The sequence below is a fragment of the Sphingobium sp. genome (assembly GCF_041987595.1).
In the GTDB taxonomy this organism is placed as follows: domain Bacteria; phylum Pseudomonadota; class Alphaproteobacteria; order Sphingomonadales; family Sphingomonadaceae; genus Sphingobium.
The window spans coordinates 1-21,420 of record NZ_JBHIWJ010000051.1 but is presented as its reverse complement, the minus strand read 5'-3'; the positions used below and the strand labels follow the sequence as shown (position 1 = coordinate 21,420).

The following is a 21,420-nucleotide window of genomic DNA, read 5'->3' as shown; positions in this document are numbered from 1 at the left end:
GGAATTTCCCCTGAAGGCAGAGCGATTGGGCTTTGCAATCAGGTGGTTGTTCATGACGCTATCCTCTGAAAATGGGTGCGGCCATGCTATACTGCCGCGTCGCCCGTGGCAACCGGTGCGCATGCGTCCCGATTGACGCGGCGCAGCATCGCGGCCACTGAGTGGCAAAAAGGCGGGGTGCATGCGAATCGTCATCATCGATGACAGTGGATTGCGGGCGACGGTTCTTGAGGAAGGGCTGCGCGAAGCAGGCTATGACGACATCCATATCGTCCCCCCGCGCGGCGGCTTCGTCGCGCGGCTCGAACGCATGGCACCCGACGTCGTCCTCATGGATCTGGGCAGCCCCAGCCGCGACACGCTGGAGGAAATGCTGTCGGTCAGCCGGGCGCTCGCCCGGCCGATCGCGATGTTCGTCGACCAGTCGGACGAATCGATGATCGGCGCGGCGATCGATGCGGGCGTGTCGGCCTATGTCGTCGACGGGCTGCGCAAGGAACGGGTGAAGCCGGTGCTGGAACTGGCGGTGCGGCGTTTCAACGCCTTCGCCCGGCTCCAGACCGAACTGGACGAGGCGCGCACGGCGCTTTCCGACCGCAAGATCATCGACCGCGCCAAGTCGATCCTGATGAGCCAGCGCGGCCTCGGTGAACCGGAGGCTTATGCGCTGCTGCGGTCGAGCGCGATGAATCAGGGCAAGAAAATCGTGGATGTCGCTCAGGCCCTCATTACCGCCAGCGACCTGTTGGGAGGGGGCCTTTGACTGAGCTGCGCATCGCATTCCTGCCGCTGACCGATGCCGCCGTGCTGGCGGTGGCGCGGGAAAAGGGTTTTGCCGAGGAGGAGGGGCTGAGCCTCGATCTCGTCCGCACGGTCAGCTGGGCGACGCTGCGCGACCGGCTGATCTTCGGTCAGGTGCAGGCCGCGCACATGCTGGCGCCGCTGGCCGTGGCGGTAACGCTGGGGCTGAGCCAGCAGGCGGCGCCCCTGTCCGCCCCCTACAAGCTCAACGTCAACGGCAACATGCTGGTGATGGCCAGCGAATTCGCGCAGGCGCTGGACCCGGACGTCACCGCCCGGCTCGACGATCCGCTGGGCACCGCGCATGACTTTGCCGCCGCTATCGGCCTTTGGAAGCGCAAGCCGGTGATCGGCGTCGTCCATCGCTTTTCCAGCCATTCCGTCATGCTCAGATACTGGCTGGCGAGCGCAGGGGTCGATCCGGACCGCGACGTGATGCTGCGCGTCGTGCCGCCCTCGCTGACGGTCGAGGCGATGCGCGCGGGCGAGATTGACGGTTTCATCGCGGGCGAACCCTGGGGCAGCGCGGCGGTGGACGCGGGTCTCGCCGAAGCGGTGGCGATCGGCGAGCGCATCTGGCGCCGTGGGGTGGAAAAGGTGCTGGCCTTCCGCACGCCCTGGCTGGAGGAAAATCCCGACAGCGTCGACCGGCTGATCCGGGCGCTGGCGCGGGCGGCGGCCTGGTGCGACGATGCGGAAAATCATGAGCCGCTCGCGCATCTCCTGTCCAGCCCGCGCTATGTCGACCAGCCCGCCGAAGTGATTTTGCGCGGGCTGTCGGGGGGGATCATCCCCCGTATCGACATGGCGCCGCTGGCGATGCCCGATTTCATGCTGTTTTCGCGGGAGGCGACGCCCTTTCCGTGGCGCAGTCAGGCGCTCTGGATCTACTCGCAGCTCGTCCGCTGGAAGATGGTCGACCACACGCCGGACAATGCCGCCAAGGCAGCCGCCGTGTTCCGGCCCGACATTTTCCGCCGGGCGCTGGCGGACAGCGACGTGCCCCTGCCGGGCGCGAGCATGAAGCTGGAAGGGGCGGTGGCCTCTCCGCTGGCCGTGGGGTCGAAGCGGGGCGAACTGACGCTGGGACCCGACCGCTTTTTCGACGGGCGGGTGTTCGATCCCGAGAAAATCGAGGATTTCCTCGCCAGTTTTTGATGCGCGGCCGCTCTGGACGCGCGCAAATTTTGTGCCTTGCAACATGAGGCGAATCGCGAGATAAGATAAGGGTCGCGCGACGAAGCGCGTTTTACAGGATGAGCCTGCCCGGGGTTGGGATGGCGCTCTCCTTTCGATTTTACAGCAAAGCCGCTGGCCGGATTTCGTGATGAGCGAGGTCCGGACGCGGCTTTTTTCGTGTCCATTTCACAAGATTGAGGGACGTCATCATGGCAACTGCTTATTGGGATCGCCCGGAAGGCGAAGGGGAGGCCGGCCAGACCAGTTTCTGGAAGGCCGGGCATGTACCGACCCTGATCGCCGCTTTCCTCTACTTCGATCTCGCTTTCATGGTGTGGGTGCTGCTGGGGCCGTTGGCCCCCTCCATCTCCAAGACGCTGGGCCTGACGCCGGCGGAAAAGGGCCTGATGGTTGCGGTGCCGACGCTCGCTGGCGCTCTGCTGCGGGTGGTGAACGGCCTGCTGGTCGATCGCATAGGCTGCAAGCAGGCCGGCGCGATCAGTCAGGTGATCGTCATTCTGGGCCTCTTCACCGCCTGGTTCATGGGCGTCAACAGCTTCGGCGGCACGCTGGCGCTGGGCGTGATCCTGGGCTTTGCGGGGGCAAGTTTCGCGATCGCGCTGCCTCTTGCCAGCCGCTGGTATCCGGCCGAGCATCAGGGCAAGGCCATGGGCCTTGCAGGGATGGGCAACTCCGGCACAGTGCTGGCCTCTCTGTTCGCGCCGATGCTGGCCAAGGCATTCGGATGGAACTCCGTGCTGGGCCTTGCCTGCATTCCACTGACCATCGTGTTCGTCCTCTACATGATCATGGCGAAGAATTCGCCCAACGCGCCTGCGCCCAAAAAGCTGGTGGACTATTTCCACCCGCTCAAGAGCGCCGACGCATGGTGGCTGATGGGTTTCTATGCCGTGACCTTCGGCGGTTTTGTGGGGCTGGCCGCCTCGCTGCCGATCTACTTCACCGATCAGTTCGGTCTGACCCCGGTGGTCGCGGGCTATTGCACCGCGGGCTGCGTGTTCGCCGGGTCGCTGATCCGTCCGATGGGTGGCGCGCTGGCTGACAGGATCGGCGGCATCAGGGCGCTGATGATCGTCTATATCGCTGCCGCTCTGGCTCTGACCTGCGTGTCTTTTGCGCCGACTTTGTTCTCGGCCCTTGGCTTCTTCGTCGCCGCGATGCTGGCGCTGGGCGTGGGCAATGGATCGGTGTTCCAGCTGGTTCCGCAGCGCTTTCAGGAAGAGATCGGCGTCATGACCGGCCTGGTCGGCATGGCGGGCGGCATCGGCGGCTTCTATCTGGCGTCGTCGCTGGGTATCGCCAAGCAGTTCACCGGCAGCTTCGCTCCGGGCTTCCTGATCTTCGCGGGTCTGGCTCTGGTCGCCTTCGTCGGCATCCTGCTGGTCCGTGTCCGCTGGCGCACGACATGGACGAGCGCGGCGCGCATCTGATCCGATCGCGGTCTGTCAGGAGGGGAGGCGGCGGCCCGCGATAAGGCCGCCGCCCTTTGTTGCGTTTGCGAGAGGCGGCGGTGGGTTGAAGGAAAAATACATCGTGCCGCGAGGAATCGCTTGACGCGAATCGTCAGAAGAATATGCTGCAATGCAAAGGACAGGGTTGTCCTTCCTGCATAGCTGCGGTGGTCCAGGGACGGATCATCAAGGCGCACATGATGGCAAGGCCGCCATCCAGACCTCTGGGTTCGAAGCCCATGGGTCCGGATGGCGGCTTTTTTTTATTCTGGAGTCAAGGGATGGATTTTCAGAACAACGGACCCGAAACGGCGAACGAAGAGGAAATCTTCGTGCCGTCCGAGGATGTTCAGGAACATCTGGTTGTCGTGGGCAACGGCATGGCCGGTTGTCGCGCGGTTGAGGAACTGCTGGCGCGGGACAAGCCTGGGCAAAGCGGGCGGCGCTATCGCGTCACCATCTTCGGTGCAGAACCTTATGTGAACTATAACCGCATCATGCTCTCGCCGGTTCTGGCCGGCGAAAAGAGCTTCGATGACATCATCATCAACAGCCGCGAATGGTATTCGGAAAACAATATCGAGCTGATCGCGGGCGATCCGGTGACGGGCATAGACCGCGCCGCGAAGACCGTCACGAGCCAATCGGGTCGCACCGTCGGCTATGACAAGCTGCTGATCGCAACGGGTTCCGACCCGTTCATCATCCCGGTTCCGGGCAAGGATTTGCCCGGCGTCATCAGCTTCCGCGATATGAAGGACGTCGACACCATGCTGGCAGCCGCCGATAGGGGCGGAGACGCGGTGGTGATCGGCGGTGGTCTGCTTGGACTGGAAGCCGCGCATGGCCTGACGCTGCGGGGCATGAAGGTGACGGTCATCCACCTCATGGACACGCTGATGGAGCGGCAGCTCGACGAAGCTGCGGGCTGGCTTCTCAAGAGTGCGCTCGAAGCACGCGGCCAGACCATCCTGACCGGCGCCAATACCGAAGCCATCTATGGCGACGGCAAGGTCGAGGGTGTGCGCCTGAAGGACGGCCGGGAAATCCCGGCGAGCCTTGTCGTCATGGCGGTGGGCATCCGTCCCTCGACGGCTCTGGCGCGTGAAGCCGGGCTGGAGGTCAACCGCGGCATCAAGGTCGACGATCACATGGTCACCAGCGACCCCGATGTGCTCGCAGTTGGCGAGTGCGTCGAGCATGACGGCAATGTCTATGGCCTTGTCGCGCCGCTGTGGGACATGTGCCGCAGCCTGGCCGACGGCCTCACCGACCAGCACACGGGCTACAAGGGCTCGGTTACTTCGACCAAGCTCAAGGTGGCCGGGCTGGACGTCTTCTCCGCCGGTGATTTCTCCGGGGGCGAGGGCTGCGAGGACATCGTCCTGCGTGACGCCTCGCGCGGCGTGTACAAGCGCGTTGTCGTCAAGGACGACAAGGTCGTCGGCGCGGTGCTTTATGGCGATACGGCGGACGGCGGCTGGTATTTCGACCTGCTCAAGCGCGGCGAGAATGTCGGCGAAATCCGCGACCTGCTGATCTTCGGTCAGGCCTTCGCCTCGGGAGGGGGCGCGCTGGACCCTAAGGCGGCCGTTGCGGCGCTCTCGGACGATGCCGAGATTTGCGGCTGCAACGGCGTCAGCAAGGGCCAGGTCGTTGCCTGCATCGAAAAGGGCGCATGCAGCCTCGACGCGGTGCGCGGCACTTGCAAGGCTTCGGCCAGCTGCGGCAGCTGCACGGGTCTCGTCGAAAACCTGTTGGCGGTAGTTTTGGGCGATGACGTGCAGTCTGGTCCCAAGACGATGTGCAAATGCACCAGCTTTGGCCATGACGATGTCCGCCGTGAGATCGTGGCGCAGAATATGCGTTCCATCCCCGAGGTGATGCAGAAGCTGCACTGGTCGACGCCTGACGGCTGTTCCTCCTGCCGCCCGGCGCTCAATTACTATCTGCTCTGCGCTCTGCCCGGTGAATATCAGGACGACCAGCAGAGCCGCTTCGTCAATGAGCGGATGCACGCCAATATCCAGAAGGACGGCACCTACTCGGTCGTGCCGCGTATGTGGGGCGGCCTCACCAATCCGCGCGAACTGCGCGCGATTGCTGACGTGGTCGAGAAATATGATGCCCCGATGGTGAAGGTGACGGGCGGCCAGCGGCTCGACATCTTCGGCATCAAGAAGGAAGACCTGCCCGCCGTCTGGGCCGACCTCAATGCCGCTGGCATGGTGTCGGGTCATGCCTATGGCAAGTCGTTGCGCACGGTGAAGACATGCGTCGGATCGGAATGGTGCCGCTTCGGCACGCAGGACTCCACCGGCCTTGGCGTCAAGATCGAGCGGATGACCTGGGGATCGTGGATGCCCCACAAGTTCAAGATCGCGGTGTCGGGTTGCCCCCGCAATTGCGCGGAAGCCACGATCAAGGATTTCGGCGTGGTCTGCGTCGACTCCGGCTATGAACTGCATGTCGGCGGCAATGGCGGCATCCATGTCCGCGCCACCGACCTGCTGTGCAAGGTCGCGACCGAGCAGGAGGCGATGGACTATTGCGCCGCCTTCACCCAGCTCTATCGCGAGGAAGCGCGCTATCTGGAACGCACCGCGCCGTGGATCGAGCGCGTGGGGGTCGAATATATCAAGAGCCGGATCGTGGAAGACGATGCAGGCCGCGAGGCGCTCCGCAGCCGGTTCCTCTATTCGCAGAGCTTCTCTCAGGATGATCCCTGGGCGCAGCGCGCAGCCGGTGCTGACGCCGAACTGCACCAGCCGCTTGAACCCATCGCCATCGCTGCGGAGTGAACGACATGACCGATTGGATCGACATCGGAACGCTGGCCGACATTCCCCAGCGCGGCGCCCGTACCGTTCAGATCGCGGGGGAAAAGGAAATCGCCGTGTTCCGCACGGGCGACGACCATGTCTTCGCGCTGGTCAACGAATGCCCGCACAAGAAGGGACCGCTCAGTCAGGGCATCGTCCACGGCCATAGCGTCGCCTGCCCCCTGCACAACTGGAACATCGCCCTCAGGACGGGCGAGGCTCAGGGCGCGGACGAAGGGTGCACGCCGACCATCGAGGTCAGGCAGGAAGGCGGTCGCATTCTGATCGCCCGCCCCGCTTCGCTGAGGGCGGCTGCGTGAGCTTGCGGTTCCCGCTCTTGCCGGCGGGAACCCGGGTGGAGGCGGCGTGCTGGCCATCCCTTGCGGCACGCGCCTCCACCCCATTCTCTCTCTTTCGGATCGAGAGGTAGGACATGACTCAGGCCATCCGCACCACCTGCGCCTATTGCGGCGTCGGTTGCGGCATCTCGGCCACGCCGACCGGCGACCGGTCGGTCACGATCCGGGGCGATGGAGCGCACCCGGCCAATGGCGGGCGCCTGTGTTCCAAGGGCACGCATCTGGGCGAGACGGTGGGCCTGACCGGCCGCCTGCTGCACCCCATGATCGGCGCCAGACGGGCAAGCTGGGACAGGGCGCTGGACCTTGTGGCGAAGAAATTCCGCGACACCGTCGAGCGATACGGCCCGGACAGCGTGGCCTTCTATGTCTCCGGCCAGCTGATGACCGAAGACTATTATGTCGCCAACAAGCTGATGAAGGGCTTTATCGGTTCGGCGAACATCGACACCAATTCGCGCCTCTGCATGTCGAGCGCGGTCGCCGGGCATAACCGGGCGTTCGGCGAAGACGTGGTGCCCGCCACCTATGGCGATCTGGACGAAGCCGACCTGATCGTGCTGGTCGGCTCCAACACCGCCTGGTGCCATCCCATCGTCTATCAGCGTATCCAGGCCGCCCGCGCTGCACGCGGCACAAAGCTGGTCGTCATCGATCCGCGCCGCACCGAAACCTGCGAAGGCGCGGACCTGCATCTGCCGGTGAAGCCCGGCACTGACGTCGCGCTGATGAACGGCCTGCTGGCATGGTGCGACGCGGAGGGGATCACCGATCCGGCGTTTGTTGCCGATCATGTGAATGCCCCCGACGGCTTCTGGGAGCATATCCGCACCGGCCATGACCTCTGGACCACGGCAAAGACCTGCGACATCGCACCTGCGCTGCTGGAACAATTTTACAGGCTGTTCGCCGCGACCCCGCGCACCGTCACGATGTTCAGTCAGGGCATCAACCAGTCGATCCGCGGCACCGATCAGGTCAATGCAATCATCAACGTCCACCTCGCCACCGGCCGCATCGGCAAGCCGGGCGCAGCGCCCTTCTCGATCACCGGCCAGCCCAACGCCATGGGCGGGCGCGAAGTCGGCGGGCTGGCCTCGACGCTGGCCGCGCATATGGACTTCGCGCCGGAAAATGTGGAGCGGGTGGGTCGTTTTTGGGCCGCGCCGGCCATGGCGACCAAGCCGGGCCTGAAGGCCGTCGATCTGTTCCGCGCCATCAACGAAGGCCGGATCAAGGCGCTCTGGATCATGGCGACCAACCCCGCCGTCTCGCTGCCCGATGCGGGCCGCGTGCGCGAGGCGTTGGAAACGGTGCCCTTTCTCGTCGTGTCGGACATCATGGCCGACACCGACAGCTCCACCCATGCGCATGTCCGCCTGCCCGCCGCCGGCTGGGGCGAGAAGGACGGCACCGTCACCAATTCGGACCGCACCATCAGCCGGCAGCGTCCCTTCCTGGCGCTGCCGGGCGAGGTGAAGCCCGACTGGTGGATCGTCAAGGAAGTCGGACGCCGCATGGGCTGGCGCAATGCCTTCGCCTATGACCGGCCAGCCGACATCTGGCGCGAACATGCCCGCCTGACGGCCTATCAGAATGACGGCCAGCGGGTGCTGAACCTGCGCCGCCAGGCAACCATCGGCAACGACGCCTACGACGCCATGGAGCCGTTCCGCTGGGGAGGGGAGAAGCCCTTCGGCGATGGGCGATTCTCCACGCCCGACGGCAGGGCGCGCTTTGTCCTGACGAAGCAGATGGAGATTCAGGAGTCGCTCAGACAGTGGCCGATGACGCTCAACACCGGCCGCTATCGCGACCAGTGGCATACGATGAGCCGGACGGGTCTCTCGCCCAAGCTCGCCCGCCATCGCGAGGAACCGCTGGTGGAAATCCACCCGCAGGATGCGGAGCAGCTGGGGCTGTCCGACCGCGATCTGGCCCGCGTGCAGACCGCTCAGGGCAACAGCATCTTTCGCGTCGCCTTGAGCGACGGTCAGCGGCCCGGCGAAATCTTCACCCCGATCCACTGGACCGATCAGATGTCGACCGGCGGCCGCACCGGCCTGCTGCCGCGTCCGCTGGTCGACCCCCATTCGGGTCAGCCGGGTTTCAAGGCCACTCCGGCCAGCGTCGAGAAGGTCGCGACCGAGTGGAAGGGCTTCCTGATCCTGCGCGGGGATGAGCCGGTGAAGCTGCCCTGCCTCTGGTCGACGCGGATCACCGTGCCGGGCGGCGCGCTCTACGAGATTGCCGGCAATGGCGATCCGGCGCGGCTCGATGCCTTTCTGCCCAAGGGCGACCGCGTCGAAGCCATGGACGCCTCGCGCGGTACCCGCCGGATCGCGACCATCAGCGGGGGCAGGCTGAACGGCGTGCTGTTCATGACCCGCACCGGCCTGCTGCCCTCGCGCGACTGGCTGATCCGGCAATTGGAAGCCGAGGGGGTGGGCGGCTCCGTTCTTGCGGCGCGCGGGCCCGGCAACCAGCCGGACAAGGGCGCGACCATCTGCGTCTGCTTCGACATCGGCCTCAACCAGATCGTCGCGGCCATCCGCGAACAGGAGCTGGTCGACGTTGCCGCCGTCGGCAAGGCGCTCGGCGCCGGGACCAATTGCGGGTCCTGCCGCCCCGCCATCGCCAATATTCTTGCCCAAAGCACGCAGGAGACGCTCCATGCAGCCGAATGAACTTATCGCCCCCGGTGAAGTCTGGCTGGTGGGCGCAGGTCCCGGCGACCCGGACCTGCTGACGCGCAAGGCGGAAAAGCTGATCGCGGCGGCGGAAATCGTCTTCTACGACGCGCTGGTGGGGCCGGGCGTGCTCGACCTCATCCCTGACGGCGTGGAACGGGTCAGCGTCGGCAAGCGCTCCGGCCGCCACAGCAAGGCGCAGGACAGCATCAACGATCTGCTGCTCGCCGCAGCGAAGGCAGGAAAGCGCGTCGTTCGCCTGAAGGGCGGCGACCCGTCGGTGTTCGGCCGCTCGGCGGAGGAGGTGGGACATCTCGCCGCCGACGGCATCCGCTTCCGCATCTGCCCCGGCATCACCACGGCGAGCGCGGCGGCCGCCAGCGGCAGCGCTTCGCTCACCCTGCGCGGGGTGGCGCGTGGACTGACGCTCGTGACGGCGCATCTGAAGGCCGGCGAGTCGCTGAAGCTCGACTGGGAATCGCTGGCACGCCCCGGCAGCACGCTCGGCATCTATATGGGCCGTGCGGCGGCAGGTGAAATCAGCCGCTCGCTGATCGCCGCCGGGCGCGATCCCGAAACGCCGGTCATGGTGGCGGTCAACGTCTCCCTGCCCAACGAACGGCTGATCCGGGGCAAGCTTTCCGCCCTGGCCTTTCTGGTTCAGACGATCAGCGACGAAGACCCGACCCTGCTGCTGATCGGCGAGGCGGTTGGGGGAACGCATGTCCCGGCGGACATCATGGCGGGCGCCGCCGTCAGGGCCTGAGGATCAGGGCTTAAGGATGAGTCCGGCCAGATCCTCCGGCCGGTTGATATTGGGCAACACCCATTCGGGCCGCTCGATGATCCGCGCGCCGATCCGCTCCAGCCAGCCATAGATGGAGCGGCTATTGTCCTGCGCCAGATGCGCGTCGAGCAAGGGGGCGAGCGAGGCAGGCCAATAGCCCATCAGTTGCTGCCCCTTGAGCACCGCCGCGCCCGTTCCCGCCAGCGCTTGGGCAAGCTCCGCCGGATAGACCGGCATGTCGCATCCGGTCGTCAGCACGGCGCCGAAACCCTGCTCCGCCGCATGGTGCAGCGCGGCGTTCAACCCGCCCAAGGGCCCCATGTCCGGGGCGGGCCGGTCGGCCAGCCCGCCCTCGCGGCCGCAGATCACCACCGTTTCGACATGCGGCGCCAGCGAGGCCACGGCATGTTCCAACAGCGTTCGCCCCTTCCACACCGCCAGCGCCTTGTCGCCGCCGAACCGGCTGGACCGGCCCCCCGCCAAAACCGCGCCCAACAGCCGCATCATTCGCCGCCCGCGATGATCCGGGCATAGCTGTCCGGATCGACATTGCTGCCCGAGATCACGACCACGCTCGCACCCTCGACCTGCGGCGCCCGCCCCGCAAGCATCGCCGCCAGCGCCGCGGCGCCCCCCGGCTCGACCACCAGCTTCAGGGAGGAGAAGGCGAAGCGCATCGCATCGCGCACCTCATCGTCGCTGACCGTGAGGCCGCCTGCCAGCAGCGCATGGTTGATCGGAAAGGTCAGCGCGCCCGGCGAGGGCGAGAGCAGGGCGTCGCAGATCGAGCGCGCTTCGGGCGACACGCTTTCCCGCCTGCCGCTTTTCAGCGAGCGGGCGGTGTCGTCGAAACCTGCCGGCTCGACGGCATGGATGGCGATGTCGGGCCGTTTGCCCTTAACGGCCGTGGCAATGCCTGAAACCATGCCGCCGCCGCCGCAATTGACCAGTATCTGACCGACGGCTGCGTTCATCTCTTCGGCCTGCCGCAGAATCTCCAGACCGATCGTCCCTTGCCCCGCCATGATGAACGGATCGTCGAAGGAGGGCACCAGCACCGCCCCGCGCCCGGTCGCCAGCGCTGTGGCGATCTCCTCCCGGCTTTCGGCGAAGCGGTCATAAGGCACCACTTCCGCCCCCAGCGCCCGCGTGTTCGCCGTCTTGATCGCGGGCGCATCGGCCGGCATCACGATGGTCGCGGGGATGTTCAGCAGCCGCGCGGCGAAGGCGACCCCTTGCGCATGATTGCCGGAGGACCAGGCGACCACGCCTGTCTTGCGCTGCTGCGCATCCAGCCGCGCCAGCCGGTTATAGGCCCCCCGGAACTTGAACGATCCGCTATGCTGCGCCCCTTCGAACTTCACCAGCACGCGACGGCCGCAACGTTCGTTCAGCGCCGCATTCTCCAGCAGCGGCGTGCGCAGCGCGGCAGGGGCAATGACTCGCGCGGCATCCTCCACATCGGCGGTTGTGATGGCGAAGCGATCGGACATGCGGTCTCCTTCCATGATCGCCCATACAATCGCACCGGAACCGATCGGCAAGGACCGTTTCGTTCCCCTTGGCATGGCTCTCGCTTTCCCTTATGGCGCGCGGCGTGAGCGGGGGCAAATCCCGCCCGCAAAGAAGATCGCGCCGGTGCCCGATAGGGCTGAAAATGGGAATGGGGTGCAAATCCCCTGCTGTCCCTGCAACTGTAAGCGGCGAGCGCGATGCACATGGGCTTTGCCCGGCCACTGGACAATGACGTCCGGGAAGGCGTGCATCGCCGCATTGACCCGCAAGCCAGGAGACCTGCCGGCGTCTGGTCGCTCTTGCCCTGGTCCAGGGATCGGCCATGGCACGGTTTTCCGTCTGAGCGACGCAGCGGCGCAGGGCCGCATCGGTGTGGGGAAGGGCACTGGCGTCTTGCCGCTCCCCTGTCCGGCCGCGCCACGCGGACGCCCTGAGCCAAGTCGCAATGGCGCTCAGGGAAATAAAGACAATGTTGAAAGCCACCATCTCCATCGCGGCGCTGCTGGCAGCGCACCCCGCCCTGGCGCAGGCGGATGAGGAGATCATCATCACCGCGATCGGCATCGAACAGCCCCGCGACGAGGTGGGTCAGGCCGTGACGGTTATCGATGCCGACACGATCCAGACCCGCCAGAGCGTCAGCATCGCCGACCTGCTCGCCACCACGCCGGGCGTCCGGTTCAACCGGGCCGATCCGGTCGGCGGCGTCACCGGCATTTCGCTGCGCGGCGCGGAGACGACGCAGACGCTGGTGCTGATCGACGGGGTAAAGGTCAACGACCCGAGCGGCATTGGCGACGCCTATGATTTCGGCAACCTGCTGACCGGCAATATCCGCCGGATCGAGGTGCTGCGCGGCTCCAACTCGGTAGTCTATGGCAGTCAGGCGATCGGCGGGGTGGTCAACATCCTGACCGGGTCGCCGGCGGAGGGTTTCGGCGGCAATGCTTCGGTAGATTATGGCTATGCCGATACGCTGAACGCCAAGGCCGATATTTCCGGCACGGCCGGGATCGCGTCGGGCGGAGTGGGTGTCGCCTGGTTCAAAACCGACGGCATTTCCGCCGCAGCCAACGGCGCTGAAAAGGACGGGTACGAGAATATCGCCACCAACGCCAAGCTGAAGCTCAACTTCAGCGATGCGCTGAGCCTCGACCTGCGCGGCTATTATATCCATGCCGATCTTGACACCGACGTCTTCTTCGGAGCGCCGATGGACACGAGCGACGCCAGCAAGCTCGACCAATATGTCGGCTATGCGGGTCTTAACCTGTCGCTGTTCGACGGCAGGCTGACCAATCGGGCGGCGGTGACTTGGTTCCGCAACGACCGCGACTATTATTTCGTGCGCGGCACCGCGCCGGACTATGGTTATTCCGGCACCAATCTGCGCTTCGAATATGAGGGCGTCTATCAGCCGGTCGATCAGGCGAAGCTGGTCTTCGGCTACGAGCATGAACGGCCGGACTATGATTTCTTCTATTATGACTTCTTCACGGGGGATAAAGTCGTCGGCAAGGCCAGGGCGAATATCGACAGCGTCTATGCCCTCGCCGTGGTGAAGCCGATCGCGGGCCTGTCGCTGACCGGCGGCGTGCGGCATGACGATCACAGCCAGTTCGGCGGTGCGACCACCTTCGGCGCCAACGCCAATTACACCCCCAATGGCGGCGCGACCAATTTTCGCGCCAGCTATGGCGAGGGGTTCAAGGCGCCCTCGCTCTATCAGCTTTACGACAGTTTCAGCGGCAACAATGCGCTGAAGCCCGAACGCTCGCAAAGCTATGATATCGGCTTCGACCAGAGCCTGGACGGCAACCGCGTGATGCTCTCGCTGACGGCCTTCCTGCGCGACACCCGCAACCAGATCAATTTCGATTATGCCACGTCGATCTACGGCAATCTCGACCGCACGCGGGCCAAGGGCGTGGAGGCGATGCTGACGCTGAAGCCCGTCGATGCGCTGACCGTGACGGCGGCCTACAGCTATGTCGATGCGCGGGATCGCGACACCGATGCCCGCCTGCCGCGCCGCGCCGCCAATGCGGTCAGCGTATCGGCCGACTATGTCTGGCCCTTCCGCCTGTCGACCGGCGCGACGCTGACCATGGTGGGCGACAGCTTCAACGACGCCACCAATGCGGTGCGGCTGGACGGCTACGCATTGCTGGGCGTTCGGGCATCCTTCCCGGTCATGGAGAATCTGGAAATCTACGGCCGCATCGACAATCTGGCCGATGAGGAATACGCCACCGTCTATGGCTATGGCACCTATGGCCGCTCGGCCTTTGGTGGCGTGCGTGTCGGTTTCTGATCGTTCATCGGCGTGGCGCAGCATTCAGCTGCGCTATGATGGAGCGCGCGGCCTCGACATAAGCGGGGCCGCCGCACACGGTCCATGCCTGTCGCACGCGGATGCGGGGGATGGATCGCAGGATCGGATGGTGCAGCATCTCCGTCCCCTGATCGACGACTTTCTCGCTGCCGCTTTCGACGATCAGCCAGTCGGGCCGGGCGGCGACCATCTCCTCCAGCGAAAGCTGCGACAGCGATGGCTTGCCCAGCTTTCCCGCCAGATTGACGAGGGCCGCCCGCTTCATCAGATCATCGACCAGCGTGCCGGTGCCCGTCATATAGCCGCGGCGCTGATAATAGGCCGCGATGCCGCCGCGCCGGGCGCGGGGCAGGGCGGCAAGGTCGCGGTTCATGGCCCGGATCAAAGCTTCCCCCCGCTCCGGATGGCCGACCGCCGCCGCTACCTGCCGGATCTGCGTCAGGATCATCGCATAGCTGTCCGCGCTCGCCAGCCCCAAACTATGCCATTGCCCCGGTGGCGCGCCGACTACGCTGTCGCCCATCGGAAAGCCGATCAGCAGATCGGGCCGGATCGCAAGCACTTCCTCGGCCGGGCGCCTGAGCGTGCGATGCGCCCGCGCCTTGTCGACCGCCGCCGACAGTTCGGGGTCGTGGCCATAGGGACTGAGCGCGGCGATCTGTCCCGGATCGGCCAGCGCCAGCACATATTGATCCGCGCAGGTGTTGAGCGAGACGATATGCCGGGGCGGCGCGGGCGCGGCCCCCATCAGCCCGAGCGCGCAGAGCGCCGCGATCATTCTGTAGCCTCGCATGGCCCCGCCTTTAGCAAGCTCCGTCGGGCAGGCAAAGCGTGAGCGTCCGCCGCCACCCCCTGCTGATCCCGGCGCAGGTCGCGCTGCTCCTGCTGGCGGCGCTCGGTTCGGTTGCGCTGGGCGCGGTGTCGCTATCCCCGGCGCGTATCGTGGCGGTCCTGTGCGGAGGCGGGGATGAGGTGGCCCGCGCCATCCTGCTCGACCTGCGCCTGCCGCGCATGCTGCTGGGCCTGATCGTCGGCGCCATGCTGGGCCTGTCGGGCGCGGCCTTGCAGGGCTATCTGCGTAATCCGCTGGCCGAACCTTCGGTGCTGGGAGCGTCCAATGCCGCGGCGCTGGGCGCGGTCGGCGCGCTCTATTTTGGGCTGGCGCAGGCGCATCCGCTAGCGCTCCCGGCTCTCGCGATCCTGACCGGCCTGATCGGGATCGGCGCCCTGTTCCTGCTGTCTGGTCCTGCGGAAAGTCCACTCACCCTCATCCTCGCCGGCATCGCCATAGCGACGCTTGCCGGGGCGGGGATCAGCCTGTCGCTCAACCTCTCGCCCAATCCCTTCGCGGCGATGGAGATCATGAGCTGGCTGATGGGGAGCCTTGAAAATCGCAGCTACAGCCATGTCTGGATCGCGCTGCCCTGCGTGACCGTGGGCGCGGCGCTGCTGATCGCGGATGGCCGGACGCTCGACGCGCTGACGCTGGGTGAGGACGGCGCGCAGGCGCTGGGCATCGATCTTCGCCGGGCACGCCTGCGCATGATGCTGGGCGTCGCCATCGGCGTGGGCGGCGCGGTGGCGGTGTCGGGCGCCATCGGCTTTGTCGGGCTGATCGTGCCGCATCTGGTGCGGCCACTCACTGATCGCTCGCCCTCGGCGATCCTGCTGCCTTCGATGCTCGGCGGGGCGGTGCTGCTGACGCTGGCGGATATCGGCGTGCGACTGATCCCGACCGGCAGCGAACTGAAGCTCGGCGTGCTGACGGCGTTGCTGGGCGTGCCGATATTCCTGATCCATCTGATGCGGGAGCGGCGGCTATGGTGACGATCCGCACGCAGGGCCTCTCCGTCCGCCTTGGCAGCCATGCGGCGGTCAGCGGCGTGGATCTTGCGCTGGAGCCGGGCCAGCTGGTCGGCATCATCGGTCCCAATGGCGCGGGGAAGTCGACGCTGATCCGCGCCATGCTGGGCCTTGTGAAACGGGAAAGCGGATCCGTCCTGATCGACGGCGCCGACAGCAGCCGGTTCACCCGGCGCGAGATCGCCAAACGCATCGCCTATCTGCCGCAGGGCCAGACACTGCACTGGCCGCTGGCGGTCGAGCGGCTGGTGGCGCTGGGCCGGATGCCGCATCTGGGGCCGCTGTCGCGCCTGTCCGCAGAGGATGAGGCACGGGTGGACGCGGCCCTCAAGCGCGCCGATGTGCTGCATCTCAAGGGGCGGGTGGCGACCGAGCTGTCGGGCGGCGAGCGCGCCCGCGTGTTGCTGGCCCGTGCGCTGGCCGTGGGCGCCCCTGCACTGATCGCGGACGAGCCGCTGGCGGCGCTCGATCCGGGACATCAGATCGATGTAATGGATCTGTTGAAGCTGGAGGCCGCCGCCGGTTCGCTCGTCGTCGCCGTGCTGCATGACCTCAGTATGGCGGCGCGCTATTGCGACCGGCTGGTGCTGATGGATCGCGGCCGGGCTGTGGCCGACGGCGGGCCGCTCGATGTGCTGACCGAGGCGAGCCTCGCCCGCGTCTATGGCATTTCCGCCTGTATCGACCCTGATGGCGACTGGCCCCTGATCCTGCCCACAGGGCGGATCAGGGGCTGATCCCTTACTCCGCGAACGCCCGCGGCGCGGGGGCCACCACGGTAAAGGTTCCGGCCGCGATTTCCGAAACCTCCAGCGCGCGTTCGGCGATGCCGTCGCGCCCGAAGCGGAACGCCCCGTCAATCCCGGCAAAGCCGCCGGCGTCGCGCAGTCGCGCCGCCGGGAAGGTCGTGCCCGGCTTCCAGTCGCGCGCGATCCGCACGGTCAGCAGCACCGCATCATAGCCCAGCGCCGACAGCCGGAACGGCGCATTGCCGTAACGCGCCCGATATTTGGTGGCGAGCTGGCGATACAGCCCGTCCGAAACGCTGGCGAACCACGCCCCGCGCAGCACCGGGCTGGCGGCGATGGCGCTGTCGGTATTCCACAATTCCGTGCCCAGCAGCCGCGCCGTCGCGCCGCCATTCTTCCGCACGATCGGCGCGACCTGCATCGCCACCCGGCCGCTGTCGGCGATCAGCAGCGCGTCATAGCTGGACGAGGCCTGCAACTTCCGGACCGCCGCCGTGATCGAAGCCGGGCTGCGGTCGAAGGTCTGCATCGACACGACCGTCCCGCCCACGCCCTCGACCGCGCGCAGCAGAGAGGTGCCCGAACGCTCGCCATAGGTGCCCTTTGGCACCAGCGCGGCGAAGTGCGACAGGCCCTTGCCCTTGGCGAATTCCACCACCCGCTCGATCGACTGGCTGGGGTTGTAGCCCATGATGTAGACGCCGTTCCCGGCGACGCTGGTGTCGTTGGAGAAGCTGATCACCGGCACATTGGCCCGCGCCGCAATGGGACCCACAATTCGCGCATCTTCCGCCAGCAGCGGTCCCAGGATCAGCTTGTTGCCGTCCGCCAGCGCCCGGTTCACCGCCGCCGCCGCACCGGCGCCGGTATCATAGGTGGTGATGCGCACCCTGTCGGCCTTGGTATCCAGCAAGGCGAGGGTCGTCGCATTGGCGATGGACTGGCCGACGCCGGCATTGGGACCGCTCATCGGCACCAGCAGCGCGACGCGGTGGCGCAGCGTGTCGGTGGGCAGGCCTTCCGTCACTTCCGGTCCGGTCGGCGCCGGGCCGGTGGGCTGCGCCGGACCCGGCCCCTTGGGCACGATCGACTGACAGGCGGCGACCAGCAGCGCGGTGGCTGCGAACAGGATCCGTCCGGCGCGTTTCATCCCCACCCCTTTTATCAAAGCGAACAAGTCCGCTTGCCGGGGGGCATCCGTCTCTGTCATCTGGCGTCCTTATGGATACTGATACTTTTAGGCTTGAGGCAGGGCTTTACATCGTTGCGGGGCCGATCGGCAACCTTGGAGACCTTAGCCCCCGCGCCGCGCAAGTCCTGCGGCTGGCCGATGTGATCGCCGTGGAAGATACACGGGTCAGCGCACGCCTGCTGCGTCATGCCGGGTCGGACAGGCCGATGGTGCCTTATCACGATCATAGCGCCGAGGGCGTCCGCGCCCGCCTGACCGAGCGGATGGCGAGCGAATCGGTCGCGCTGCTGTCCGATGCCGGGACGCCGCTCATCTCCGATCCGGGCTATAAGCTGGTGCGCGATGCGCGGGCGGCGGGACGCAGGATCACGACGCTGCCCGGTCCCAGCGCCGTGATCGCGGCGCTGACGCTCTCGGGCCTCCCGACCGACCGTTTCCTGTTCATGGGCTTCCTGCCGTCGAAACAGAAGGCGCGCGGCGATGCGCTGGGCGAGGTCGCGAGCCTGCGCGCCACTCTGGTTTTTTATGAAAGCGGCCCGCGCCTGTCGGAAAGCCTCGCCGCCATGGCCGAGCATCTGGGCGACCGCGACGCCGCCGTCTCCCGCGAGATCAGCAAGGCTTTCGAGGAAACCGCCACCGGCACGCTGACACAACTCTCCGCGCGCTACGCCGATGCTCCGCCCAAGGGCGAGATCGTGGTCATCGTCGGCCCGCCCGGCGAGGCGCCACCCGCCAGCGCGGAGGATGCCGACGCCGCGCTGCTGGAGGCGATGGAGCGGCTCCCCGTCTCCAAGGCGGCGGGCGAGGTTGCCAGGAAACTCGGCCTCGATCGCCGCGCGCTTTACGACCGCGCGCTGGAACTCAAGGGGTGAAGCGTCCCCTCAATGCGAAATTGGCCGCCGAAAAGCGCGGGCGGCAGGCGGAGCGCATCGCGGGCTGGTGGCTTCGTCTGAAAGGCTGGCAGATCGTCGGGCGCCGGATGCGCACGCCTGCGGGCGAGGTCGATCTGGTCGCCCGGCGCGGCAGGATGCTGGCCTTTGTCGAGGTAAAGGCGCGGGCGACCGGCGCCGATCTCGATCTGGCGATCGACGAACGGCGTCTGTCGCGGGTCGCGGCGGCGGCGGAAATGCTGTTCTATGACCTTGCAAAACCGGGCGACGACATGCGAATCGACGTGATGCTCCTTGCGCCGGGCCGTCCGCCACGCCATCTGGCCAACGTCTGGCACGGGGCGTAAGTCGCTTTCCGGTTTTTGGCCGCCACTCGAAGGAACGCGAAACGCTCATGACCCAGCTCAACCCGCTCACCGTCGCCGTGCAGATGGACCCGATGGAAGGGATCAACATCAAGGGGGATTCGACCTTCCACATCATGCTGGCGGGGCAGGCGAGAGGCCATCGGCTCTATCATTATCTCGCGCCCGACCTCACCTATCGCGACGGCCGCGTGCTGGCGAAAGCGCGTCCGGTCAAGGTTCAGAAGGTCGACGGCGATCATTATGCCTTGGGCGAACCGGAGATTCTCGATCTCGGCCGCGATGTCGACGTGGTCCTGATGCGTCAGGACCCGCCCTTTGATTTGAGCTATATCACCGCCACCCATCTGCTGGAGCGCATAGAGCAGGAGACGCTGGTGGTGAACGACCCCGCCTCCGTCCGCAATGCGCCGGAAAAGCTGTTCGTGCTGGACTATGCGCGCTTCATGCCGCCGACGATGATCACCCGCGATCTGGACGAGGTGAAGAGCTTCCTTGCCGAACATGGCGAGGTGGTGGTCAAGCCGCTTTATGGCAATGCGGGCAACGCCGTCTTCCATGTCGGGCAGTCCGGCGCGAATCTCTCGGCGCTGGTGGAACTGTTCAAAAGCAGCTGGGTCGAGCCTTTCATGGTGCAGGCCTTCATTCCCGGCGTCGCGCAGGGCGACAAGCGCATCGTCCTGATCGACGGCGAAGTCGCGGGCGCGATCAATCGCATCCCCGGCGCAGGCGAGATCCGCTCGAACCTGGCGGTCGGAGGCTCCGCCGCCAAGACCGAACTGACCGATCGCGAACTGGAAATCTGCGCCGCCATGGGTCCGGAACTCAAGCGGCGCGGCCTGTTGTTCGTCGGCATCGACGTGATCGGTGGCGAGTGGCTGACGGAGATCAACGTGACCTCGCCCACCGGAATCGTCTCGATCGACGCCTTCAACGGCACCGATACCGGCAGCATGATCTGGGATGCGATCGACACCCGCCTTGCGGCAAGGACGGCTGCCTGAACCGCAGCGATCCATCATGACCGAATGGGTCCTCCGTCTGATCGACGCAGGCGGCTATTGGGGCATTTTCGCCCTGATGGTCCTTGAGAACGTGTTTCCGCCCATCCCTTCCGAACTCATCATGGGGATCGGCGGCATCCGGGTCGGGCAGGGGCGGATGGATATGGGCTGGCTGCTGTTCGCGGGCACGGCCGGCACCATGATCGGCAATTATTTCTGGTATCTGATCGGCCATGTGCTGGGTTTTGGCCGGTTGAAGCCGATCGTCGACCGCTATGGCCGCTGGGCGACGCTGGAATGGAAGGATGTCGAGGCGCTTGACCATATTTTCGGCAAATATGGCCAGATCGTCGTATTCGTCTTCCGCTTCATGCCCGCTTTCCGCACCATGATCTCGCTGCCCGCCGGGCTGTTCCGCATGGGGCATGTCCGATTCCTGCTCTGGACGGCGGGCGGCGCCTTGGTTTGGAACATCATTCTGGCCTATGCGGGCTTTGTTCTTGGCCAGAATTTCCGCGACATCGACAAATATGTCGGCCCTGTCGCGACCGCCTGCGTGATCGGCGCCATCCTGTTTTACCTCTGGCGACTCATCACATGGAAGCCGCGGGGCTAGGCCCGCGGGTGGGCGTTGCGGTAAACGTCCAGCAGATGCGCGGCGTCGACCTGCGTATAGATTTGCGTCGACGACAGGCTGGCATGTCCCAGCAATTCCTGAAGTGAGCGCAGATCCGCCCCGCGTCCCAGCAGATGCGTCGCGAAACTGTGCCGCAGCGCGTGGGGCGTCGTTCGCTCCGACAGCCCCAGCCGTCCCCGCGCACCCTGCACCGATCGCCGCACGAGCGCAGGGGAGAGCGGCCCGCCCCGCGCCCCGCGGAACAGCGGCTGATCCTTCTGCGCAGCGAAGGGGCACAGCGCGACATAGCGATCCAGCGCTTGCCTTACTTGCGGCAGGAGCGGCACGATCCGGGTCTTCCCCCGTTTTCCCGTGACCCGCAGCGTCTCGCCCAGCGGCAGTACCGCCCCGGTCAGCCCCATCGCCTCCCCGATGCGCAGTCCCGCTCCGTAAAGCAGCAAAAGCACGGCCCAGTCCCGCGCGCCGATCCATTCCTCGCGGGCCGTTTCGGCAATATCCCCGGCCAGCGCGACCGCTTCGTCGGGGGACACCGGCCGGGGCAGCCCGCGCTTGACCCGCGGCCCCCTGAGCATCGGCACATGCGCGTCGTTGCCGCCGACAAAGCGCAGGAAACCGCGCACCGCCGACAATTCTCGCGCCGCCGAGACATTGCCCAGCCCGTCCATGCGACGAACCGTCAGAAAGGCGCGCAAATCCGCCTGTTCCAGCGTCCGCAGCATTGCCGCCGTCACCGCTTCGCCGCGATGTTCCGCCAGGAAGG

The 21,420-nt window shown here is 66.2% G+C and carries 19 protein-coding genes and 1 riboswitch; of the genes, 14 read left to right on the top strand and 5 right to left on the bottom strand.

The window, feature by feature from the left end; all coding sequences use genetic code 11:
- Positions 1-181 precede the first annotated feature (181 nt).
- The 7 genes from ACFC3J_RS13825 to cobA all read left to right on the top strand — a co-directional run bounded on the left by ACFC3J_RS13825 (position 182) and on the right by cobA (position 10,089).
- The gene (locus ACFC3J_RS13825) at positions 182-763 is read left to right on the top strand and encodes an ANTAR domain-containing protein (RefSeq protein ID WP_192665588.1); all 582 of its coding nucleotides are present in this window, start codon (positions 182-184) and stop codon (positions 761-763) included.
- Positions 760-1,959: an ABC transporter substrate-binding protein gene (locus tag ACFC3J_RS13820; protein ID WP_375196740.1), complete on the top strand. Its 1,200-nt coding sequence runs from the start codon at positions 760-762 to the stop codon at positions 1,957-1,959. Before ACFC3J_RS13825 ends, ACFC3J_RS13820 begins: the two co-directional genes overlap by 4 nt.
- Before the next feature lie 230 nt (positions 1,960-2,189).
- Positions 2,190-3,431, top strand: coding sequence for a nitrate/nitrite transporter (locus ACFC3J_RS13815; RefSeq protein ID WP_375196739.1), 1,242 nt, complete (start codon positions 2,190-2,192; stop codon positions 3,429-3,431).
- A 302-nt stretch (positions 3,432-3,733) separates the two neighbouring features.
- The gene (nirB, locus tag ACFC3J_RS13810) at positions 3,734-6,253 is read left to right on the top strand and encodes a nitrite reductase large subunit NirB (RefSeq protein ID WP_375196738.1); all 2,520 of its coding nucleotides are present in this window, start codon (positions 3,734-3,736) and stop codon (positions 6,251-6,253) included.
- 5 nt (positions 6,254-6,258) lie between these two features.
- On the top strand, positions 6,259-6,594 hold the full coding sequence (gene nirD / locus ACFC3J_RS13805) for a nitrite reductase small subunit NirD (protein WP_375196737.1): 336 nt from the start codon (positions 6,259-6,261) through the stop codon (positions 6,592-6,594).
- A 113-nt stretch (positions 6,595-6,707) separates the two neighbouring features.
- A complete protein-coding gene (locus tag ACFC3J_RS13800; protein ID WP_375196736.1) occupies positions 6,708-9,320 on the top strand; it encodes a molybdopterin-dependent oxidoreductase in 2,613 nt (870 codons plus the stop codon).
- The gene (gene cobA, locus ACFC3J_RS13795) at positions 9,307-10,089 is read left to right on the top strand and encodes a uroporphyrinogen-III C-methyltransferase (RefSeq protein ID WP_375196735.1); all 783 of its coding nucleotides are present in this window, start codon (positions 9,307-9,309) and stop codon (positions 10,087-10,089) included. Before ACFC3J_RS13800 ends, cobA begins: the two co-directional genes overlap by 14 nt.
- Positions 10,090-10,092: 3 nt before the next feature.
- Here the strand turns inward: cobA and ACFC3J_RS13790 are convergent, their stop codons facing one another.
- Entirely contained in the window at positions 10,093-10,614 is a 522-nt protein-coding gene (locus ACFC3J_RS13790; protein ID WP_375196746.1) for a molybdenum cofactor guanylyltransferase, read from the bottom strand.
- Complete coding sequence (locus ACFC3J_RS13785) at positions 10,614-11,603, bottom strand: threonine/serine dehydratase (protein ID WP_375196734.1); 990 nt, start codon at positions 11,601-11,603, stop codon at positions 10,614-10,616. The genes ACFC3J_RS13790 and ACFC3J_RS13785 overlap by 1 nt, the downstream gene beginning before the upstream one ends.
- A gap of 126 nt (positions 11,604-11,729) precedes the next feature.
- Positions 11,730-11,927, top strand: a riboswitch (cobalamin riboswitch).
- Between the two features lie 167 nt (positions 11,928-12,094).
- Between ACFC3J_RS13785 and ACFC3J_RS13780 the strand changes: the two genes are divergently transcribed.
- Positions 12,095-13,939 carry a TonB-dependent receptor plug domain-containing protein gene (locus ACFC3J_RS13780; protein ID WP_375196733.1) on the top strand — a complete coding sequence of 615 codons (1,845 nt, stop codon included), beginning with the start codon at positions 12,095-12,097 and terminating at the stop codon, positions 13,937-13,939.
- Between the two features lie 4 nt (positions 13,940-13,943).
- Here the strand turns inward: ACFC3J_RS13780 and ACFC3J_RS13775 are convergent, their stop codons facing one another.
- The gene (locus ACFC3J_RS13775) at positions 13,944-14,753 is read right to left on the bottom strand and encodes an ABC transporter substrate-binding protein (protein ID WP_375196732.1); all 810 of its coding nucleotides are present in this window, start codon (positions 14,751-14,753) and stop codon (positions 13,944-13,946) included.
- Between the two features lie 38 nt (positions 14,754-14,791).
- On the opposite strand from ACFC3J_RS13775, the gene ACFC3J_RS13770 reads away from it, so the two are divergent.
- Both ACFC3J_RS13770 and ACFC3J_RS13765 read left to right on the top strand, forming a co-directional pair.
- Positions 14,792-15,787, top strand: coding sequence for a FecCD family ABC transporter permease (locus ACFC3J_RS13770; protein WP_375196731.1), 996 nt, complete (start codon positions 14,792-14,794; stop codon positions 15,785-15,787).
- Positions 15,781-16,560, top strand: coding sequence for an ABC transporter ATP-binding protein (locus ACFC3J_RS13765; RefSeq protein WP_375196730.1), 780 nt, complete (start codon positions 15,781-15,783; stop codon positions 16,558-16,560). Before ACFC3J_RS13770 ends, ACFC3J_RS13765 begins: the two co-directional genes overlap by 7 nt.
- Positions 16,561-16,564: 4 nt before the next feature.
- Here ACFC3J_RS13765 and ACFC3J_RS13760 read toward each other — a convergent pair whose 3' ends face one another.
- Positions 16,565-17,722: a penicillin-binding protein activator gene (locus ACFC3J_RS13760; RefSeq protein WP_375196729.1), complete on the bottom strand. Its 1,158-nt coding sequence runs from the start codon at positions 17,720-17,722 to the stop codon at positions 16,565-16,567.
- A 71-nt stretch (positions 17,723-17,793) separates the two neighbouring features.
- On the opposite strand from ACFC3J_RS13760, the gene rsmI reads away from it, so the two are divergent.
- Genes rsmI through ACFC3J_RS13740 form a run of 4 tightly spaced genes read left to right on the top strand, consistent with a single transcriptional unit; the run spans position 17,794 to position 20,639 of the window.
- Positions 17,794-18,636: a 16S rRNA (cytidine(1402)-2'-O)-methyltransferase gene (rsmI, locus tag ACFC3J_RS13755; RefSeq protein ID WP_375196728.1), complete on the top strand. Its 843-nt coding sequence runs from the start codon at positions 17,794-17,796 to the stop codon at positions 18,634-18,636.
- A complete protein-coding gene (locus tag ACFC3J_RS13750; protein ID WP_375196727.1) occupies positions 18,633-19,001 on the top strand; it encodes a YraN family protein in 369 nt (122 codons plus the stop codon). The genes rsmI and ACFC3J_RS13750 overlap by 4 nt, the downstream gene beginning before the upstream one ends.
- Before the next feature lie 47 nt (positions 19,002-19,048).
- Positions 19,049-20,023 carry a glutathione synthase gene (gene gshB / locus ACFC3J_RS13745; protein WP_375196726.1) on the top strand — a complete coding sequence of 325 codons (975 nt, stop codon included), beginning with the start codon at positions 19,049-19,051 and terminating at the stop codon, positions 20,021-20,023.
- Positions 20,024-20,039: 16 nt separating this feature from the next.
- Positions 20,040-20,639: a DedA family protein gene (locus ACFC3J_RS13740; protein WP_375196725.1), complete on the top strand. Its 600-nt coding sequence runs from the start codon at positions 20,040-20,042 to the stop codon at positions 20,637-20,639.
- Here the strand turns inward: ACFC3J_RS13740 and ACFC3J_RS13735 are convergent.
- Positions 20,636-21,420 (bottom strand): tyrosine recombinase XerC (locus ACFC3J_RS13735; protein WP_375196724.1); only part of this gene is annotated, 785 nt, incomplete at its 5' end. The two genes, ACFC3J_RS13740 and ACFC3J_RS13735, sit on opposite strands and share 4 nt — an antisense overlap.

Excerpts from the sequence above, each read along its gene's own strand:
- ACFC3J_RS13760 (WP_375196729.1), bottom strand. The coding sequence starts at position 17,722 with ATGAAACGCGCCGGACGGATCCTGTTCGCAGCCACCGCGCTGCTGGTC.
- ACFC3J_RS13775 (WP_375196732.1), bottom strand. The coding sequence starts at position 14,753 with ATGCGAGGCTACAGAATGATCGCGGCGCTCTGCGCGCTCGGGCTGATG.
- nirB (WP_375196738.1), top strand. The coding sequence starts at position 3,734 with ATGGATTTTCAGAACAACGGACCCGAAACGGCGAACGAAGAGGAAATC.
- ACFC3J_RS13825 (WP_192665588.1), top strand. The coding sequence starts at position 182 with ATGCGAATCGTCATCATCGATGACAGTGGATTGCGGGCGACGGTTCTT.
- ACFC3J_RS13765 (WP_375196730.1), top strand. The coding sequence starts at position 15,781 with ATGGTGACGATCCGCACGCAGGGCCTCTCCGTCCGCCTTGGCAGCCAT.
- cobA (WP_375196735.1), top strand. The coding sequence starts at position 9,307 with ATGCAGCCGAATGAACTTATCGCCCCCGGTGAAGTCTGGCTGGTGGGC.
- gshB (WP_375196726.1), top strand. The coding sequence starts at position 19,049 with ATGACCCAGCTCAACCCGCTCACCGTCGCCGTGCAGATGGACCCGATG.
- ACFC3J_RS13790 (WP_375196746.1), bottom strand. The coding sequence starts at position 10,614 with ATGCGGCTGTTGGGCGCGGTTTTGGCGGGGGGCCGGTCCAGCCGGTTC.
- ACFC3J_RS13800 (WP_375196736.1), top strand. The coding sequence starts at position 6,708 with ATGACTCAGGCCATCCGCACCACCTGCGCCTATTGCGGCGTCGGTTGC.
- ACFC3J_RS13780 (WP_375196733.1), top strand. The coding sequence starts at position 12,095 with ATGTTGAAAGCCACCATCTCCATCGCGGCGCTGCTGGCAGCGCACCCC.
- rsmI (WP_375196728.1), top strand. The coding sequence starts at position 17,794 with ATGGATACTGATACTTTTAGGCTTGAGGCAGGGCTTTACATCGTTGCG.
- ACFC3J_RS13785 (WP_375196734.1), bottom strand. The coding sequence starts at position 11,603 with ATGTCCGATCGCTTCGCCATCACAACCGCCGATGTGGAGGATGCCGCG.
- ACFC3J_RS13815 (WP_375196739.1), top strand. The coding sequence starts at position 2,190 with ATGGCAACTGCTTATTGGGATCGCCCGGAAGGCGAAGGGGAGGCCGGC.
- ACFC3J_RS13740 (WP_375196725.1), top strand. The coding sequence starts at position 20,040 with ATGACCGAATGGGTCCTCCGTCTGATCGACGCAGGCGGCTATTGGGGC.
- nirD (WP_375196737.1), top strand. The coding sequence starts at position 6,259 with ATGACCGATTGGATCGACATCGGAACGCTGGCCGACATTCCCCAGCGC.